The 16,626-nt window shown below is 41.5% G+C and carries 19 protein-coding genes and 1 pseudogene; 6 read left to right on the top strand and 14 right to left on the bottom strand.

The features are described 5' to 3' along the window. Positions 1 to 456: 456 nt before the first annotated feature. From QZ114_RS02710 to uvrA, 7 genes are all read right to left on the bottom strand, one after another. The gene (locus QZ114_RS02710; RefSeq protein ID WP_000017620.1) at positions 457 to 762 is read right to left on the bottom strand and encodes a DUF1292 domain-containing protein; all 306 of its coding nucleotides are present in this window, start codon (positions 760 to 762) and stop codon (positions 457 to 459) included. 15 nt (positions 763 to 777) lie between these two features. Beyond that, entirely contained in the window at positions 778 to 1,197 is a 420-nt protein-coding gene (ruvX, locus tag QZ114_RS02705) for a Holliday junction resolvase RuvX (protein WP_295499500.1), read from the bottom strand. A 3-nt stretch (positions 1,198 to 1,200) separates the two neighbouring features. Then, positions 1,201 to 1,467 carry an IreB family regulatory phosphoprotein gene (locus QZ114_RS02700; protein ID WP_000507059.1) on the bottom strand — a complete coding sequence of 89 codons (267 nt, stop codon included), beginning with the start codon at positions 1,465 to 1,467 and terminating at the stop codon, positions 1,201 to 1,203. A gap of 86 nt (positions 1,468 to 1,553) precedes the next feature. After that, positions 1,554 to 2,123: an SP0191 family lipoprotein gene (locus QZ114_RS02695; RefSeq protein WP_295499498.1), complete on the bottom strand. Its 570-nt coding sequence runs from the start codon at positions 2,121 to 2,123 to the stop codon at positions 1,554 to 1,556. Positions 2,124 to 2,189: 66 nt separating this feature from the next. After that, positions 2,190 to 2,588, bottom strand: coding sequence for a transcriptional regulator Spx (gene spx / locus QZ114_RS02690; RefSeq protein WP_000591165.1), 399 nt, complete (start codon positions 2,586 to 2,588; stop codon positions 2,190 to 2,192). 131 nt (positions 2,589 to 2,719) lie between these two features. Further along, entirely contained in the window at positions 2,720 to 3,781 is a 1,062-nt protein-coding gene (locus QZ114_RS02685; protein ID WP_295499495.1) for a Xaa-Pro peptidase family protein, read from the bottom strand. Then, the gene (gene uvrA / locus QZ114_RS02680) at positions 3,774 to 6,605 is read right to left on the bottom strand and encodes an excinuclease ABC subunit UvrA (protein WP_295499493.1); all 2,832 of its coding nucleotides are present in this window, start codon (positions 6,603 to 6,605) and stop codon (positions 3,774 to 3,776) included. The genes QZ114_RS02685 and uvrA overlap by 8 nt, the downstream gene beginning before the upstream one ends. A gap of 131 nt (positions 6,606 to 6,736) precedes the next feature. On the opposite strand from uvrA, the gene QZ114_RS02675 reads away from it, so the two are divergent. The 3 genes from QZ114_RS02675 to QZ114_RS02665 all read left to right on the top strand — a co-directional run bounded on the left by QZ114_RS02675 (position 6,737) and on the right by QZ114_RS02665 (position 9,544). Then, positions 6,737 to 7,681, top strand: a complete 945-nt coding sequence (locus tag QZ114_RS02675) for a magnesium transporter CorA family protein (protein ID WP_295499492.1) — start codon at positions 6,737 to 6,739, stop codon at positions 7,679 to 7,681. An 11-nt stretch (positions 7,682 to 7,692) separates the two neighbouring features. Continuing rightward, on the top strand, positions 7,693 to 8,370 hold the full coding sequence (locus QZ114_RS02670; protein ID WP_295499490.1) for a DUF1129 domain-containing protein: 678 nt from the start codon (positions 7,693 to 7,695) through the stop codon (positions 8,368 to 8,370). Between the two features lie 142 nt (positions 8,371 to 8,512). After that, entirely contained in the window at positions 8,513 to 9,544 is a 1,032-nt protein-coding gene (locus QZ114_RS02665; RefSeq protein ID WP_295499488.1) for a S66 peptidase family protein, read from the top strand. Positions 9,545 to 9,595: 51 nt separating this feature from the next. On the opposite strand, the gene QZ114_RS02660 is transcribed toward QZ114_RS02665, so the two are convergent. Genes QZ114_RS02660 through mutL form a run of 4 tightly spaced genes read right to left on the bottom strand, consistent with a single transcriptional unit; the run spans position 9,596 to position 13,398 of the window. After that, positions 9,596 to 10,270 (bottom strand): CPBP family intramembrane glutamic endopeptidase, encoded by a 675-nt coding sequence (locus QZ114_RS02660; RefSeq protein WP_295499486.1) that lies wholly within the window; start codon positions 10,268 to 10,270, stop codon positions 9,596 to 9,598. Beyond that, on the bottom strand, positions 10,267 to 10,830 hold the full coding sequence (locus QZ114_RS02655) for a DNA-3-methyladenine glycosylase I (RefSeq protein ID WP_295499484.1): 564 nt from the start codon (positions 10,828 to 10,830) through the stop codon (positions 10,267 to 10,269). Before QZ114_RS02655 ends, QZ114_RS02660 begins: the two co-directional genes overlap by 4 nt. Positions 10,831 to 10,839: 9 nt before the next feature. Beyond that, complete coding sequence (gene ruvA, locus QZ114_RS02650) at positions 10,840 to 11,433, bottom strand: Holliday junction branch migration protein RuvA (protein ID WP_049543119.1); 594 nt, start codon at positions 11,431 to 11,433, stop codon at positions 10,840 to 10,842. Positions 11,434 to 11,448: 15 nt separating this feature from the next. Next, the gene (gene mutL, locus QZ114_RS02645; RefSeq protein ID WP_295499481.1) at positions 11,449 to 13,398 is read right to left on the bottom strand and encodes a DNA mismatch repair endonuclease MutL; all 1,950 of its coding nucleotides are present in this window, start codon (positions 13,396 to 13,398) and stop codon (positions 11,449 to 11,451) included. A gap of 206 nt (positions 13,399 to 13,604) precedes the next feature. On the opposite strand from mutL, the gene QZ114_RS02640 reads away from it, so the two are divergent. Then, on the top strand, positions 13,605 to 14,045 hold the full coding sequence (locus QZ114_RS02640) for a LytTR family DNA-binding domain-containing protein (protein WP_295499479.1): 441 nt from the start codon (positions 13,605 to 13,607) through the stop codon (positions 14,043 to 14,045). After that, positions 14,042 to 14,500 carry a DUF3021 domain-containing protein gene (locus QZ114_RS02635; RefSeq protein ID WP_295499477.1) on the top strand — a complete coding sequence of 153 codons (459 nt, stop codon included), beginning with the start codon at positions 14,042 to 14,044 and terminating at the stop codon, positions 14,498 to 14,500. The genes QZ114_RS02640 and QZ114_RS02635 overlap by 4 nt, the downstream gene beginning before the upstream one ends. Before the next feature lie 51 nt (positions 14,501 to 14,551). Here QZ114_RS02635 and nrdI read toward each other — a convergent pair whose 3' ends face one another. From nrdI to QZ114_RS02620, 3 genes and pseudogenes are all read right to left on the bottom strand, one after another. Beyond that, on the bottom strand, positions 14,552 to 15,016 hold the full coding sequence (nrdI, locus tag QZ114_RS02630; RefSeq protein ID WP_295499475.1) for a class Ib ribonucleoside-diphosphate reductase assembly flavoprotein NrdI: 465 nt from the start codon (positions 15,014 to 15,016) through the stop codon (positions 14,552 to 14,554). Between the two features lie 78 nt (positions 15,017 to 15,094). After that, positions 15,095 to 15,622: an ABC transporter permease gene (locus QZ114_RS02625; protein ID WP_295499473.1), complete on the bottom strand. Its 528-nt coding sequence runs from the start codon at positions 15,620 to 15,622 to the stop codon at positions 15,095 to 15,097. A 60-nt stretch (positions 15,623 to 15,682) separates the two neighbouring features. Then, positions 15,683 to 15,878 (bottom strand): annotated as a pseudogene (locus QZ114_RS02620) (helix-turn-helix domain-containing protein); the annotation flags it as partial. Between the two features lie 157 nt (positions 15,879 to 16,035). On the opposite strand from QZ114_RS02620, the gene QZ114_RS02615 reads away from it, so the two are divergent. Next, on the top strand, positions 16,036 to 16,605 hold the full coding sequence (locus tag QZ114_RS02615; RefSeq protein WP_295499470.1) for an MptD family putative ECF transporter S component: 570 nt from the start codon (positions 16,036 to 16,038) through the stop codon (positions 16,603 to 16,605). The last annotated feature ends 21 nt before the right edge of the window (positions 16,606 to 16,626 follow it).

The raw sequence follows: 16,626 nt of genomic DNA, 5'->3' as shown, positions 1-16,626 counted from the left end.
GTGAATTGTTCACAAAAAGAACTTTTTGGAGTCTAAAAGACTAACTGAAAGACCTAGCAGCTACCGCATCTAAGTTTCATTGCTAATAAAAAGCGAGGTTAGGATTTTCCCCCAACCTCTTACTTGCTTATCTAGAACCTAGCTAGATTTAAATTCCAACTCTTCCAATTTCTAGGAATTGGACTGATACAATCTCCCAGACTGCCTGCTCCTTCTTATTTCTAAAAACAGGACTAAACACGTCCACTGGACGTTCCAACTCTTCTAATTTCTAGGAGTTGGGGTAAAAACATCCCCCGAACTTACTGACGGTTTTTATTTTTAGCGTCAGGCTAAAAACGTCCACTGGATGTTCCAACTCTTCCAATTTCTAGGAGTTGGGGTAAAAATGTCCCCCGGACTTACCAGCTCTTTTTTATTTCAAAGAGCTGGGCTAAAAACATCCACTGGATGTTTTTACTCCTCCATAAAACTGTTGAAGACTTCTTCAATCATATTCCATTCGTCTTCTGAGTCTTCTGGGATTGGTTGCAATTCACCTTCTGTTCCGTCTTCATTTTCGATGAATGAGTATGCTTGAATTTCAACTTGTCCATCTTCATCTTCTTCTGCATTAACTGGTACTAAGAGAACATAGTTTTTACCAAATTCTTCTTTTCCATCAATCGTCAAAAGAATTTCAAACAAGGTTTCGTTTCCTTGTTCATCTACTAGTGTAATAAGTTCACGTTCTTCGTGGTCATGGTTATGATCGTGTGACATAGCCTCTCCTTTGTATTAAAATTTTCTATCTAAATAATTTTGTAAAATCAGCTGAGCAGCTAACTTATCAATAACTTTCTTACGCTTATTACGGCTGATATCTGCTTGTTCAATCAACATCCGTTCTGCAGCAACTGTAGTTAAGCGCTCATCTTGGTAGTCTACGGGTAAATCAAAAAGCTCTTCTAACTTAGCTCCGTATGCTTGACTCGCTTCTACACGAGGACCACTTGTATTGTTCATGTTCTTAGGCAAGCCCACTACAAAACGGTCAACTTTATAGCTTTCAACTAATTCCTTGATACGATCAAAACCAAATTGGCCTTGTTCTTCATTAATTTGAATAATTTCAAGCCCTTGGGCCGTAAATCCTAGTGGATCGCTAATCGCTACCCCCACCGTTTTTGAACCGACGTCCAATCCCATAATTCTCATAGGTTATAGATCGACTCCTTGTCCTTTGAGGTAGTAGCGAACCAATTCCTCAACAATTTCGTCACGCTCATATTTACGGATTTGATTTCGCGCATTATTATAACGAGGAACGTAGGCAGGGTCTCCACTCAATACGTATCCTACAATTTGATTAATTGGGTTGTAGCCCTTATCATTCAAAGAAGCATAGACATCCGTTAAAGTTTCACTAATTTCTTTTTTATTGGAATCATCTAATTTAAAACGTACTGTTTCTTCAGTAAATCCCATTCTAACACCCTCTTTCACTAGAATATTACTATTATAGCATAATTCCTTACGTTCTACAAATCAGGCAGTCTATTTATTTGGATTTTCTATTGTTCTGTCGCACCATTTGCCAATCTGTCTGAAATATATTTGCTTGGTTCATTCTTCAAGAGATTTTCTAAACCAATATTCTTCAGATATTCAGTCTGAGAAGCCTTCTTGACATCCAAAACTTGAAAATCATAACTGGTCGTTGTTTGGAGTTCTGTTGCACTTAATAGTTTGGTTTCAAGCTTAAATCCTGCTAATTTACGAGCCTCTATAATGGATTCATCCTTTTCTTCAGCCTCAAGAAGGGCTTTTTGAGTTTCTTCTACACCATGTTGATTTATATAAGCCTTCAACTCGTCAGAAACTGGACGCTTTTGTTGAATAGTTAAACTCAAAAAATTCTTATCTTTATACGTTATAATTTGTGTTTGCTGACTGCCATCCTCTGACTTAGGGAAAACTAATGTTTTAGTGACAACTGTATTTTTCTCTGCGTTTTCTATAACTGGCAAGACTGATTCAATCTTGTCCTTTTCTGTTTTTGTAGGTGTGCCATTCTCTTTTTTCTGTCCACATCCAACTAGGACAAAGAGAAAAACTAGACTAGCAAGCATTATTTTCTTCATTTCTTTCTTCTTCCTTTTTTAAAATTTAAATAGAACAAGGCTAGGAATCACTCCCAGCCTTGATATTTATAGAGCAGCACGCAGACGTGCTTCTGCATTTTCTACATTACGAACAGAACGTGGCAAGAAGGCCCGAATATCATCTTCTTTATAACCGACTTGTAAACGTTTCTCATCAACGAGAATGGGACTTTTTAAAATCCGTGGTGTTTCCATGATTAAATTAAGTACTTCATTAACACTCAAATCTTCAATATCAACCCCAAGGGCTTTAGCATAGCGATTTTTTGACGATACAATGCTAGCGATTCCATTATCTGTTTTTGTAAGAATATCTAGTAATTCTTCTCTCGTAATTCCTTCTTTACCAAGGTTTTGTTCTTTATAACTTAACTGGTGGGCATTGAGCCAGGTTTTTGCCTTTTTACAGCTAGTACAACTTGAGACTGTATAAATTTTGATCATGTACCTACCCCTTTCGCTACATGTTATTATCAGTTTAGTCCATTATACCATAAAAAACATCCGACTTGCGACCTATTTTTAAAAAATTTTAACTTTTTTCGTCATTTTCGTACTTTTTTCTTGACAAATCATTAAATGACTATCAACTCTTTTGGAGCCAAAGTCAATAATTCACAACCTGTCTCTGTAATCAGAATATCATCCTCGATACGAACACCGTATTTACCTTCGATATAGATACCTGGCTCATCGGTCAAGGTCATACCTGCCTTAATAGTTTCTGTAGAAGTCTGGCTAAAGTAAGGCTCTTCATGGATATCCAGACCAATACCGTGCCCAATACCGTGGGTAAAGTAGTCGCCATAACCTGCCTCAATGATAATGTCGCGAGGAATTTTGTCAAAGTCACGGAAACCTAATCCTGCCTTAGCTTGGTCAATCAAGGCTTGGTTAGCTTTTAGGACCGTATTGTAAATCTCTACCTGCTCGTCGCTGACATGCCCTAAATAGATAGTCCGTGTCATATCGCTGACATAGTGATCATAGAGACAGCCAAAGTCCATGGTAATGGCTTCTCCCAGCTCCACTGGTTTGTGCATAGGATGAGCATGGGGTTTGGAAGAGTTGATACCGCTAGCTAGAATTGTGTCAAAAGACAAGCCAGATGCTCCCAACTCACGCATGCGGAAGTCAAGGAAGTTGGCAATCTCAATTTCAGTCTTTCCTGGCTTAATAAAGTCAAGCGCATCGCGGAAAGCTTGGTCTGAGATAGAACAAGCCTTGCGAATAGCTGCAATCTCTACCTCATCCTTAATCATTCGAAGACCTTCAACAAACTGTGTTTGTGGAAGTAAGTCCAAACCTGCAAAAGCTGCCTGCATACGGTAGTAATAAGAGACTGAAATCTCGTCCTCAAAACCGATTCGAGACAATCCCATATCCTTAATAATGCTTGCAATGACAGCCAATTCATCACGATCTGCTACAATCTCAAAGCCACTGGTTTCTTGCTTGGCTGCGATAATATAGCGAGAATCCGTCACCAAGATTCGGCGGTCACGGCTGATAAAGACTGTTCCGTTTGAGCCCCAAAAACCAGTCAGGTAATAGACGTTTTTAAGGTTATTGATGATGATACCATCTAGTTCTTTTTCTTGCATTTTAGCTAGAAATGCTTGTACGCGTTTATTCATGATGTAACTTTCCTTTCAAATAATGTCCTGTGTAGCTGGCTTCGTTGGCAGCTACTTCTTCTGGAGTTCCTTTTGCGATGATGGTTCCACCACCGACACCACCTTCAGGTCCCAAGTCAATAATATGGTCTGCTGTCTTGATAACGTCTAAATTGTGCTCAATGACGAGGACTGTATTGCCATCGTCAACAAAGCGAGCCAAGACTTTAAGCAAGCGAGCAATGTCCTCAGTATGCAGCCCTGTCGTTGGCTCATCCAGAATATAGAAGGATTTGCCTGTCGAGCGTTTGTGGAGTTCACTAGCCAACTTCATACGCTGAGCTTCTCCCCCAGAAAGGGTGGTAGCTGGTTGTCCTAAGGTCACATAGCCTAGCCCCACATCCTTGATGGTCTGGAGTTTACGTTGAATCTTTGGAATATGTCGGAAGAATTCCACCGCATCGTTGACGGTCATATCCAAGACCTGCGAGATATTCTTTTCCTTGTAGTGAACTTCTAGGGTTTCACTGTTGTAGCGAGTCCCGTGGCAGACTTCACAAGCCACGTAAACATCTGGCAAGAAGTGCATCTCAATCTTGATAATCCCATCACCTGAGCAGGCTTCACAACGACCACCCTTGACGTTGAAACTGAAACGACCCTTCTTGTAGCCTCGAATCTTGGCTTCGTTTGTCTGAGCAAAAAGGTCACGTATGTCGTCAAAAACTCCAGTATAGGTGGCTGGGTTAGACCTCGGCGTTCGTCCGATTGGGCTCTGGTCAATGTCAATCAAGCGGTCTACATGCTCAATCCCTGTAATCGTTTTAAACTTACCTGGTTTGTCTGAATTGCGGTTGAGCTTCTGGGCAATAGCTTTTTTGAGAATGCTATTGATTAGGGTCGATTTTCCTGAACCTGATACCCCTGTCACCGCGATGAATTTTCCTAGTGGGAATCGAGCAGTAACATTTTGCAAATTGTTCTCACGCGCTCCTGTCACTTCGATAAAACGACCATTACCGACACGTCGCTCTGTTGGCACTGGAATAGCACGTTTCCCTGACAAGTACTGACCTGTGATAGACTTGCTGTTGCGAGCCACCTGTTTGGGCGTACCTGCAGCAACAATCTCCCCACCAAAAACACCGGCACCGGGACCAACGTCAATCAGATAATCCGCCTCACGCATGGTATCTTCGTCATGTTCCACTACTATGAGAGTATTGCCCAAGTCACGCATCTTTTTCAGACTGGCAATCAGGCGGTCATTGTCCCTCTGGTGGAGACCGATTGACGGCTCATCCAAGATATAAAGAACACCTGATAGATTGGACCCAATCTGGGTCGCCAAGCGAATACGCTGACTTTCCCCACCCGAAAGGGTCCCTGCTGAACGCGACAGGGTCAGATAGTTGAGTCCCACGTTATTGAGGAAGGTCAAGCGATCCTTGATTTCCTTGAGAATGGGACGAGCAATGATGGTTTCATTTTCAGACAGAGTCAACTGACTGACCAAGTCCAAGTGGTCTGCGATAGACAGGTCTGAAATTTCTCCGATATGTTGTCCTTGCTCACCACCAACACGGACAGACAAGGCCTGGTCATTGAGACGGTAACCATGACAAGTTCCGCAGGTCAGCTCATTCATGTAGAGGCGCATCTGGGTGCGGGTGTAGTCACTATTGGTTTCATGGTAGCGACGTTTGATATTATTGACAACTCCTTCAAAAGGAATGTCGATATCGCGCACACCACCAAATTCATTCTCATAGTGGAAATGGAATTCCTTGCCATCTGACCCATAGAGAATCAAGTTCTTATCCTCTTCTGACAAGTCCTCAAAAGGCTTATCCATATCCACTCCAAAAGCTGTCATAGCCTGCTCTAGCATGTTTGGATAGTAGTTGGATGAGATAGGATTCCAAGGAGCCAAGGCTCCCTCACGTAAGGTTTTGCTGGCATCTGGCACTACCAAATCAGTATCTACCTCCAGCTTGATGCCCAAGCCATCACACTCACTACAAGAACCAAAAGGAGCATTGAATGAGAAGAGACGTGGCTCTAACTCTGGAACAGTAAAACCACAAACTGGACAGGCATAATGCTCAGAAAACAACAACTCAGAATCATCCATAGTGTCGATAATGACATAACCTTCTGCAATACGAAGGGCAGCCTCAATAGAATCAAAGAGACGACTACGGATACCCTCCTTGATGACAATACGGTCAACCACGACATCGATATTGTGTTGCTTACTCTTAGACAACTCTGGCACTTCGGTCACATCATAGACTTCCCCATCCACACGGACACGAACATACCCATCTTTCTGAATCTTTTCAATAACGCTCTTGTGCTGTCCTTTTTTCTTACGGATAACTGGGGCTAAGATTTGCAGACGTTGGCGTTCTGGCAACTCCAAAACCTTATCCACGATTTGCTCCACAGAAGAAGCCTTGATAGCCCCATGCCCGTTGATACAGTAAGGCGTCCCCACACGCGCGTAGAGGAGACGCAGATAGTCATTGATTTCAGTCGTCGTTCCCACCGTCGAGCGAGGATTTTTACTAGTCGTTTTCTGGTCGATGGAAATAGCTGGGCTGAGACCATCAATAGCATCTACATCAGGCTTCTCCATATTGCCCAAAAACTGGCGAGCATAGGCTGATAGACTCTCTACATAGCGACGTTGCCCCTCAGCATAGAGGGTATCAAAGGCCAGACTGGATTTCCCTGAACCTGACAAGCCGGTCACAACAACCAGCTTGTCTCGTGGAATCTCCACATCAATATTTTTTAAATTATGGGCACGCGCCCCATGAATGACAATTTTATCTTGCATCTTTGTTCTTTCTAGTCCATTATTGCTTACCATTATATCAAAAAATGTGAGATTCTATTACCCAAAAGGCTAAATTTATAGTATAATAGTACGGTGTGAAAAAATATGAAAAATAAGAAAGGATAGGAGATATGAAACAAGTTTTTCTCTCAACAACAACTGAATTTAAAGAGATCGATACGCTTGAACCGGGTACTTGGATCAATCTCGTCAATCCTACTCAAAACGAATCTATTGAAATCGCAAATGCTTTTGATATCGATATTGCTGACCTTCGAGCACCACTCGATGCAGAAGAAACTTCTCGTGTGACCATAGAGGATGAATACACTCTGATTATCGTAGACGTTCCTATCACAGAGGAAAGAAATAATCGTACTTACTACGTTACTATCCCTCTAGGAATTATCATCACTGAAGAAACAATTATCACCACTTGCTTGGAAGAACTTCCTGTCCTTGACGTCTTTATCAATCGTAGACTGCGTAATTTCTACACTTTCATGCGTTCACGCTTTATTTTCCAAATTCTCTACCGCAATGCAGAGCTTTACCTAACAGCCCTTCGTTCCATCGACCGTAAAAGTGACCAGATTGAAAGTCAACTTCACCAGTCTACACGTAACGAAGAATTGATTGAGCTCATGGAGCTGGAAAAAACCATCGTCTACTTTAAAGCCTCACTCAAGACAAATGAGCGCGTGATTAAAAAACTGACTAGTTCTACTAGCAATATTAAGAAATATCTAGAAGACGAAGACTTGCTTGAAGATACTCTGATTGAAACCCAACAGGCCATCGAGATGGCAGATATCTATGGAAATGTCCTTCATTCTATGACAGATACCTTCGCCTCTATTATCTCCAACAACCAGAATAACATCATGAAAACCTTGGCCCTTGTGACCATCGTTATGTCCATCCCAACCATGATTTTCTCTGCCTACGGTATGAACTTCAAGGACAATGAAATTCCTTTAAATGGGGAACCTAACGCCTTCTGGTTAATCGTCTTTATCGCCTTTGCTATGAGTGTCTCGCTCACTCTCTATCTCATCCATAAAAAATGGTTCTAAGAGGAATACTTATGTCTCAGATTGACTTACAAAAATTAACCAAGAAAAACCAAGAATTTATCCATATCGCTACCCAACAATTTATCAAAGATGGGAAAACAGACGCTGAAATCAAGGCAATATTTGAGGAAATCATTCCCCAAATCCTTGAAGAACAAGCAAAAGGTACGACTGCACGTTCCCTCTACGGCGCACCCACCCACTGGGCTCATAGCTTTACAGTCAAAGAACAGTACGAAAAAGAGCATCCAAAAGAAAATGATGATCCAAAACTGATGATTATGGACTCAGCCCTTTTCATTACTAGCCTCTTTGCTCTCGTCAGCGCCCTCACAACCTTCTTCTCAGCAGACCAAACTATTGGCTATGGATTTATCACTCTCTTGTTAGTTGGGCTTGTTGGTGGATTTGCCTTTTACTTGATGTACTATTTTGTATACCAGTACTACGGGCCAGATATGGATCGCAGTCAACGTCCACCTTTCTGGAAATCAGTCCTCGTTATCCTAGCTTGTATGTTCCTTTGGTTGCTTGTCTTCTTTGCAACAAGCTTCCTACCAGCTAGCCTTAACCCAGTCCTTGCACCATTGCAGTTAGCAGTTATCGGTGCAGCTCTCCTAGCCCTTCGCTTCTATCTCAAGAAACGCTTCAATATCCGTAGCGCAAGTGCAGGACCATCACGCTATTAAAAAGAATAACAAAAGCAACCACATCGAGCGGTTGCTTTTTCACTTACTTTTTTGATTTTAAAGTATTCTTCTGACATCCCACATAGCTCTATCTAATCTTTTGTGATAAAATAGGCTCAATCTATTTCTAGGAGGATAAAACATGATTTCTACTATTGGTATTGTTAGTTTATCTAGTGGCATTATCGGAGAGGACTTTGTCAAACATGAAGTGGACTTGGGTATCCAACGTCTCAAGAACCTGGGACTCAATCCTATCTTTTTACCCCATTCGCTAAATGGATTAGACTTTATCAAGGACCATCCTGAAGCTCGTGCAGAGGATTTGATTCATGCCTTTTCTGATGATAGTATCGACATGATCCTATGCGCCATCGGTGGAGACGACACCTATCGCTTACTACCTTATCTTTTTGAAAATGACCAACTCCAAAAGGTTATCAAACAAAAAATTTTTCTTGGCTTCTCGGATACAACCATGAACCATCTCATGTTGCATAAACTAGGAATCAAGACTTTTTATGGTCAATCCTTCTTAGCAGACATTTGTGAATTAGACAAAGAAATGTTAGCCTATAGCCTTCACTACTTTAAAGAATTGATTGAGACTGGAAGAATCTCAGAAATCCGCCCTAGCAATGTTTGGTATGAGGAACGAACTGATTTTAGTCCCAAGGCTCTGGGAACACCTCGTATCAGTCATACAAATACTGGTTTTGACTTGTTGCAAGGAAATGCACAGTTTGAGGGAAAAATCCTCGGTGGTTGCCTCGAATCCCTCTACGATATCTTTGACAACTCTCGATACGCAGATAGCACGGAGCTATGCCAAAAATACAAACTCTTCCCTGACTTATCCGACTGGGAAGGAAAGATCCTCTTGCTAGAGACAAGCGAAGAAAAGCCTGAACCAGAAGACTTCAAAAAGATGTTGCGGACTTTAAAGGACACTGGCATATTCGAGGTCATCAATGGAGTCTTGGTCGGAAAACCTATGGATGAAACTTTCTATGACGACTATAAAAAGGCACTATTGGATATCATTGACAGCAATATCCCGATTATCTATAATCTAAATGTCGGCCACGCAACTCCAAGAGCAATTGTCCCCTTCGGAGTCCATGCTCATGTAGATGCACAGGAGCAAATCATTTGCTTTGACTATAACAAATAAAGCTGGGAAGAATTTCTCAGCTTTTTCTCAGTATCATTACTGATATTTTCATCACATACTACTGATAGCTAAAATGATTAAGGAGAGACTGTTGCTTAACATGTGAATAAGTAGAGGATAGTAGATATTCTCCTTTTCTTTCACATAAATAATTGAAAAGGCAAGGCCAGCACCTAGATAACCGACTGCACCGACCCACTCGGATAGATCCAAGCTGTGCATATGAGTTAAGGCAAAAGCAAGGCCGGCTATAAAGATACTCAGCCAAGTTGGCAGACTTTTTCTCAAATATCTCAATAGAGTTTGACGAAAAATTAATTCTTCTACCAAAGGTCCAATAACACAAGCAAAAACAGCTATCAGTATTGGTTGCTCTTGAAAAGTGCTTTGAATATTCGACTGGTTTAGACCTTGTCCGACTAGCTCAAAAAACTGCTTCAACATCTCTGATACCAATTCAAAGACAACATTCATCAGAAAGAGAAAGAGCCATCCTGTTAAGACGCCAAAGAAGAATTTCCTTTTAGTCTTTCTAATCTCATTCCATTGTTTGAACAATCTATCCTTGAACAAGAAAGAACCATATAGAGCTAGTACTACATAGACTAGATAATTCGCAATGGCAGATGGCATCAAAGAAGCCAGTAATTTAACGCCATCAAACTCAAATAGAACTGTATATAGTATCGAAAAAATTAGAATTCCCTTATTTTTGTTAGACATCATTTAAGACCTTTCCACTCACAATCGTTCTCGTGGTCATCAACTAGGCCTGCAGCTTGTAGAAAAGACAAGACAGCGACTGGGCCTGTGAACTTGAAGCCTCGTTTTTTGAGATCTTTGGCTAATCTCTCAGATAAGGGTGTTTTAGCTGGGGCTTGGCGGTAATCGGGAACATCGTTCACGATAGTTTTTCTCTCAACAAAAGACCAAAGATAGGCATCAAAAGAGCCGTACTCTACCTGTAGTCGTAGAAAGACTTGGGCATTAGCGCGTGTAGCAAAAATCTTGGCTCTATTTCGGATGATGGCTGGATTATCCAGCAAGTTTCCCAATTCGGTGTCGGTCATCTCTGCGACTGCTTGAATTTGATAGCCATGAAAGGCTTCTCGGAAAGCTTGACGTTTGTTGAGCACCGTTTCCCAAGATAGGCCTGCCTGATAGGTTTCCATACACAATAACTCAAACAATGCTTGGTCATCATGGAGGGGCTGACCCCACTCCTCATCATGATAGGCAATGTAGAGCGGATTGGTCATCTTGACCCACGAACAACGTTTTGTCATGTTCTACTCCTATTTGACCAACATTTTAAGGGCCGACTTGATATAGTTCTCAGCTGTATCTGTCGTTCCTTCAAAGAATTTCTTGATTTTCTTGAGTTCGGTCGTCTTGTAGCCCAGAGCCAGCATGGCTTCCATAGCTTCTTCCAGTTCTTGGTTTTCAGCGCTAGCTTGCACTGCCACCTTGGCAGGAAGATCATCTCCTGCAACTACTACCTTGCCTTCCAAGTCCAACACCATCTGCTGGGCTGTTTTCTTGCCAATTTTAGGGAACTTAGTCAAGTAGGTGATGTTCTTGGTTTCAATGGCTTGAACCAAGCCAGCATTATCATCAGCAGCGATAATAGCGAGAGCTGACACAGGACCAATCCCAGATACCGAAATCAGACTGAGAAAGAGCTTTTTCTCATCTTCTGAACGAAAACCATAAAGTAGATGGGCGTCCTCACGCACGACCTGATGCACATAAATCTGAGCTTCCTGATTAACCTGACCTGAGTAGGCATAGGGATTGGCCACATGCAGGATATAACCGATACCATTGGTTTCAAGGACAATGTATTTAGCAGTGATTTTGGTAATGATTCCTTTTAAATATTCGTACATAGTTTTCCTTTTAATTTAATATTTCCCCAACTCACGGAGACTGGTGTGATTTTCCTGAATACGTCGGAACATCTTTTCCATATCCGACTTAGTAAAATGCACCAAAACAGGACGTCCGTGGGGACAGTTATAGGGATTATCACATTGAGAGAGCTGATAGAGGAGTTGTCTAGCTGAATGATCATCAATACGATGGTTGGCCTTAATCGACCGCTTGCAGGACATCATAATAGCCAGCTCTGCTCGGTATTTCTTGATAGAAACTTCCTTGGTCAAGAGTAGCATATCACACATTTCATAGATGCCTGACTCAATCTCCTCCTCTGCCATCCAAATAGGATGTTCACGTAGGATAAATTGATTTTCCCCGTACTCTGCTAGAAAGACGCCCACTTCCTCCAAAAGTGCCATCCTTTCCTTGAGACGGAGGGCATCATCCGCAGGAAATTCAAATATATAGGGCACTAATAGTTGCTGCTGGCTCTGATCAACATTGCCAATGCTCTCACGATACTCCTCGTACTTGACTCGTTCCTGAGCCGCATGTTGGTCTATGATGTAGAGCCCATCTCGCCCTTGAGCAAAGAGATAGGTTCCATGCATTTGCCCGAAAAATTCCAACTCTGGGAAGCTTGACGATTCTTCTCGCTCCAGTTTGTCATAGGCCTTATCAAGACTCGCAAGGTCTAACTCTGGATGGTCTAGTTGGTCATAATTAGCAGGCTTTCTTTCTGCAAAATGCAGTTTTGCTGGCTTGGTCAGCTGCTCCAAGGTTTCCTTGGCAAATAAAGTTAAATCCTGTCCTTCACCAGTCAATTCTACCTGATAATCAGCCACCTCAGCTTGACTAGGTCTTATCGGCTCTGTTTTTTCATAGTAGAGAGTATTTTCTTTGAGAGGGAGAATGGTCTGCTCCACCTTTTGACGATTGCGCACGGTAGATTTAGCAAGATTTTCCAAGGCATCTGGGATCAAAGTTTGCTCCTTGAGACTATTTGAAATAGCTTCTGAAACCAGGGTCATAAGTTCTTTTTCCTTAGAAATCCGCACCTCTTGCTTGGTTGGATGCACATTGACATCCGCTAGATAAGGGTCAATATGGATATGAATGACAGCCAGTGGAAAACGCCCCACCATGAGCTTACTGCCATAACCGTCAAGAATAGCACGATTGAGTAAAAAGTTCTTGATATAACGACCATTGATGAAGAGACTGATATAATTGCGATTGGCCCGAGTTAACTCAGGCAAGGACACAAAACCTGAAATTTCGAAATCTAGGTCAGAATTCTCAATTTCAATCATCTTCTTGGCACTCGCCAAACCATAAATTCCTGCGATTGCTTGTCGCAGTTGACCAGTCCCAGCTGTCCGCGTCATTTCCTTGCCATCACTAATCAAGCTGAAAGAAATTTCAGGATGGGCCAAGCCCAGACGGTTGACAATATCAATGATATGAGACAGCTCCGCTTGCTGACTCTTCATATACTTGAGGCGGGCAGGCGTGTTGAAAAAGAGATTCTCCACACAAACCTTGGTTCCCACAGGACTAGTAGCTGGAATGACTTCTTCAACTTCTCCACCACGCGCGACTAGCTTGGTCCCGTGACTTGCGCCATCCACCGCAGTCAACAGAGTTAAAACACTAACAGACGCTATAGAAGGTAGGGCTTCACCACGAAAACCAAGCGTGCGAATTCGAAAGAGGTCTGCTTGATTTTTTATCTTACTGGTCGCATGACGACGCAGAGCCAGCTCTACCTCATCGTGGGCAATTCCGTGACCATTATCTGTGATTTGAATCTTCTTGAGACCAGACTCCTCAATCTCAATGATAATCTGACTAGAGCCAGCATCAATGGCATTTTCTACCAACTCCTTAACAACGCTAGCTGGACGCTCGATAACCTCTCCAGCCGCAATCTGGTTTGCCAGTACCTCTGGTAATTCAATAATATGAGACATCTTTCAGCCCCTTTCTGTATCTATTTTCCTAGAAATTGATTAGTGCTATTATACCATATTTCAGATAGGACAGAAAAGCAAGCACCACATAGGAATCAAATCCCTCCACATAGACAAAGTCCCTTGCAAGGGTCTGGAAAATAGTGTTTAATAAAGATATACAGGAAGTGATCACAACCTTGTATAACTAAAAAGGAGAGAAATTTATGAAAGTAGAACTACAGATTAGTGAAACTTACGAAGAGGAAAAGCTGATTGTTCAAGCACCTCAGCCGACAGATAAAGTCCAGAAAGTCATCGAGTTCGCAGAAAATCTTGACCAAAAAGAAACAATCAAAGGAAAGATTGATGATCAGGTCTATCTAGTTAAAATTGGTAAGATACAACGCTTCTATATCGAGAATCGGAAGGTTCTAGCAGAAACCGCGAGTCAGACCTACAGCATTGATTTGCGACTCTATCAGGTACTTGAAATTCTACCGACCACTTTTATACAAATTTCCCAATCTGAAATCGTCAATATCGACTCTATCTCTCATCTCAAGCTCACCCCCAACGGCCTAGTAGAAATTTTCTTGAAAAACGAAAGCTTCACCTACTCTTCACGCCGTTACCTAAAAACCATCAAGGAGAAATTAGAACTATGAAAAAACAAATCTTCCACGACGCAGCTACTGGTGTCCTCATCGGCCTCATCCTCTCTATCATCTTTTCACTCATTTATGCACCAAATACCTACGCTCCACTTAGCCCTGAATCTCTCGTCGGCCAAGTAATGGCTCAACATCAAGTTCACGGTGCCCTGATCTTGCTCTACTGCACTCTTATCTGGGCAGCCATCGGCATTCTCTTCAACTTTGGCAAGCGATTATTCAGCCGTGACTGGAGCTTGCTCCGTGCGACGCTTTCCCATTTCTTCCTCATGCTGGCTGGCTTTGTCCCACTAGCAACTCTGGCAGGTTGGTTCCCCTTCCACTGGAATTTCTACCTCCAGCTCATTCTTGAGTTTGCGATTGTCTACCTCATTATTTGGACTATTCTCTATAAAAGAGAAGCTAGAAAAGTAAATCATATCAATCAACTCTTAGAGCATAGAAAGTAAGCAGTAAACATTTTCTAAAGTCTCCAGAAAAATAAAAAGTCAAGCCCTAGCTTAACTTTCTAATTCATATAAGTTTGCAATGATAGCTGCGACATGTTTGATATCTTCCAGCATACCTCGCATTTCAAAGTCTGCCAATACAGGAAAACCAAAACGCTCACTATATTGCTTGGCTGTCAGGCAATATTGGTTATTAAAGTTACGGTTCCCTGAACCTACGACCCCAAAGCACTTACTAGCATTGTCACCATAGGCGATAAAATCCCCAACGGGTGTCGTCAAAATCTCAACATCTCCGTTGTCCACGCCATTTCCACCTTCTAGGTAGGTCGGCAAAAAAGTGACATAGGGATGATCCATCTCATAGAAATCTTGGCCTTCTTTGACCAAATCTTTGATATGAATCTTTTGAACTTCAATCCCCTCGTACTGAGACAAGAGATAATCTTTCAAGCGCGTCACAAAACTCTCAGTATTACCGCTCAGACTGATATAAACTAAAGAAATTGTCTTCATATGTACCTCCATCATTTCATTTGATAATCGAAAAATAACTACCAAGATTGTAACTTGATAGTTATTTTTTGTCAACTCTTAAGCGACTTCTTCCTCTTCTTCCAACAAAGCTTTTTGCTGACGCCACATCTTATAAAAGACCAAAGCTAGGAAAAGAACATTGATGACGATATAGAAAATACTTACCGCTTTGCTACCAACACTGATTCCCAAACGCATAGTATCATCTCGAACTAACTGTACAGCATCTTGTAAACTCACATAACTATAAATCGAACCAATAATGGCTAACAAAACATAGCCAACATAAGCATAGTTTGCATATTGCAAGTTCTTACGAACTAGGAGAACAATAGCTACTACAACTAAAATAGATGAAAGAACAATCAAGACACTGTTAAAAATTGAGTGAGAAGATTCTGCCACTTTATAGCTATAATTAATGGTATCTTCTAATTGCTGAGCATTGATACCTCCAGCTTGTGGGTGAGCCGCACGAAAGGCTTCTTTGCTAGGTAATGGACTCAACATTCCATACAGTGACGAAGCTGAAAAGAGAGCTGATAAAATTAGCAAGACCCAAAGGTAAATCGGTTTCTTTTTCATAATAGAACCTCCTGATATTATTAATAATATTATAGCATCATTTATATGGGAATACAAATCTTATAATGTTGTTTCTATCTGTTTTTGGTAGGCTTTGGGAGATTTTTCGCACAATCTCCGAAAGACTTTATAAAAATATCCAACATTACTGTAGTCAACAGCATAACAATTATCTTCAACACTGTCACTCGTTGAAAGTAAAATCACTGGTAGTCTTTATGCGTTGTTTGTTTAGTAACTCTGCAAAGATTGAATTTGCTTAAGCCTTACAATAAAACGATCTAATCATCTACTATTAATAAATCTATAAAAAATTTAGTTTGGCAAGCAAACAATAACACTTTCTTCCCATTTACAATCCCACCAAACCGTGGTAAAATGAGAATTGTGAAAAAATTATCAGGAGACAATTCATGAAAAAATCTATCTTAACTACACTGCTTTTTGCAGTTCTTTACTTCCTCTGCATGGGAATTGGTGTCCTTTTGGGCAATCCCCTTGACCAAACTGGAAATATGTTTTATGCGCCTGCTTTTACTGCCCTTGTCGGCGGTAGCGTCTATATGATCCTAGTCGCAAAAGTTCCGCGCTTTGGAGCCATTACCACTATCGGCCTTGTCATGGCCCTCTTTTTCTTGGGATCTAAACACGGTGCTGGTGCCTTCCTTCCTGGAATTATCTGTGGTCTCCTAGCAGATGGAGTAGCTCATTTAGGAAAATACAAGGACCAAACAAAGAATTTCCTTTCTTTCGTTATTTTCTCCTTTAGCTCAACAGGACCAATCTTACTTATGTGGATTGCGCCTAAAGCCTATATGGCTACCCTTCTAGCAAGAGGAAAATCGCAAGAATATATCGACCGTATCATGGTCGCACCAAATCCTGGAACTGTCCTTCTATTTATCGCAAGTATTGTCATCGGAGCCCTAGTGGGTGCCTTGATTGGACAAGCCTTGAGTAAAAAATTTGCACAGAAAATCTGATTACTAAAAAAGAGCCACACG

Source organism: uncultured Streptococcus sp. (genome assembly GCF_901875575.1).
GTDB lineage: Bacteria > Bacillota > Bacilli > Lactobacillales > Streptococcaceae > Streptococcus.
The sequence above is the reverse complement of the archived record's forward strand: the minus strand, read 5'-3'. Positions and strand labels throughout refer to the sequence as shown.

Coding starts and splice junctions, on each gene's coding strand:
- QZ114_RS02710 (WP_000017620.1), bottom strand. CDS start 762: ATGTCACACGATCATAACCATGACCACGAAGAACGTGAACTTATTACA.
- ruvX (WP_295499500.1), bottom strand. CDS start 1,197: ATGAGAATTATGGGATTGGACGTCGGTTCAAAAACGGTGGGGGTAGCG.
- QZ114_RS02700 (WP_000507059.1), bottom strand. CDS start 1,467: ATGGGATTTACTGAAGAAACAGTACGTTTTAAATTAGATGATTCCAAT.
- QZ114_RS02695 (WP_295499498.1), bottom strand. CDS start 2,123: ATGAAGAAAATAATGCTTGCTAGTCTAGTTTTTCTCTTTGTCCTAGTT.
- spx (WP_000591165.1), bottom strand. CDS start 2,588: ATGATCAAAATTTATACAGTCTCAAGTTGTACTAGCTGTAAAAAGGCA.
- QZ114_RS02685 (WP_295499495.1), bottom strand. CDS start 3,781: ATGAATAAACGCGTACAAGCATTTCTAGCTAAAATGCAAGAAAAAGAA.
- uvrA (WP_295499493.1), bottom strand. CDS start 6,605: ATGCAAGATAAAATTGTCATTCATGGGGCGCGTGCCCATAATTTAAAA.
- QZ114_RS02675 (WP_295499492.1), top strand. CDS start 6,737: ATGAAACAAGTTTTTCTCTCAACAACAACTGAATTTAAAGAGATCGAT.
- QZ114_RS02670 (WP_295499490.1), top strand. CDS start 7,693: ATGTCTCAGATTGACTTACAAAAATTAACCAAGAAAAACCAAGAATTT.
- QZ114_RS02665 (WP_295499488.1), top strand. CDS start 8,513: ATGATTTCTACTATTGGTATTGTTAGTTTATCTAGTGGCATTATCGGA.
- QZ114_RS02660 (WP_295499486.1), bottom strand. CDS start 10,270: ATGATGTCTAACAAAAATAAGGGAATTCTAATTTTTTCGATACTATAT.
- QZ114_RS02655 (WP_295499484.1), bottom strand. CDS start 10,830: ATGACAAAACGTTGTTCGTGGGTCAAGATGACCAATCCGCTCTACATT.
- ruvA (WP_049543119.1), bottom strand. CDS start 11,433: ATGTACGAATATTTAAAAGGAATCATTACCAAAATCACTGCTAAATAC.
- mutL (WP_295499481.1), bottom strand. CDS start 13,398: ATGTCTCATATTATTGAATTACCAGAGGTACTGGCAAACCAGATTGCG.
- QZ114_RS02640 (WP_295499479.1), top strand. CDS start 13,605: ATGAAAGTAGAACTACAGATTAGTGAAACTTACGAAGAGGAAAAGCTG.
- QZ114_RS02635 (WP_295499477.1), top strand. CDS start 14,042: ATGAAAAAACAAATCTTCCACGACGCAGCTACTGGTGTCCTCATCGGC.
- nrdI (WP_295499475.1), bottom strand. CDS start 15,016: ATGAAGACAATTTCTTTAGTTTATATCAGTCTGAGCGGTAATACTGAG.
- QZ114_RS02625 (WP_295499473.1), bottom strand. CDS start 15,622: ATGAAAAAGAAACCGATTTACCTTTGGGTCTTGCTAATTTTATCAGCT.
- QZ114_RS02615 (WP_295499470.1), top strand. CDS start 16,036: ATGAAAAAATCTATCTTAACTACACTGCTTTTTGCAGTTCTTTACTTC.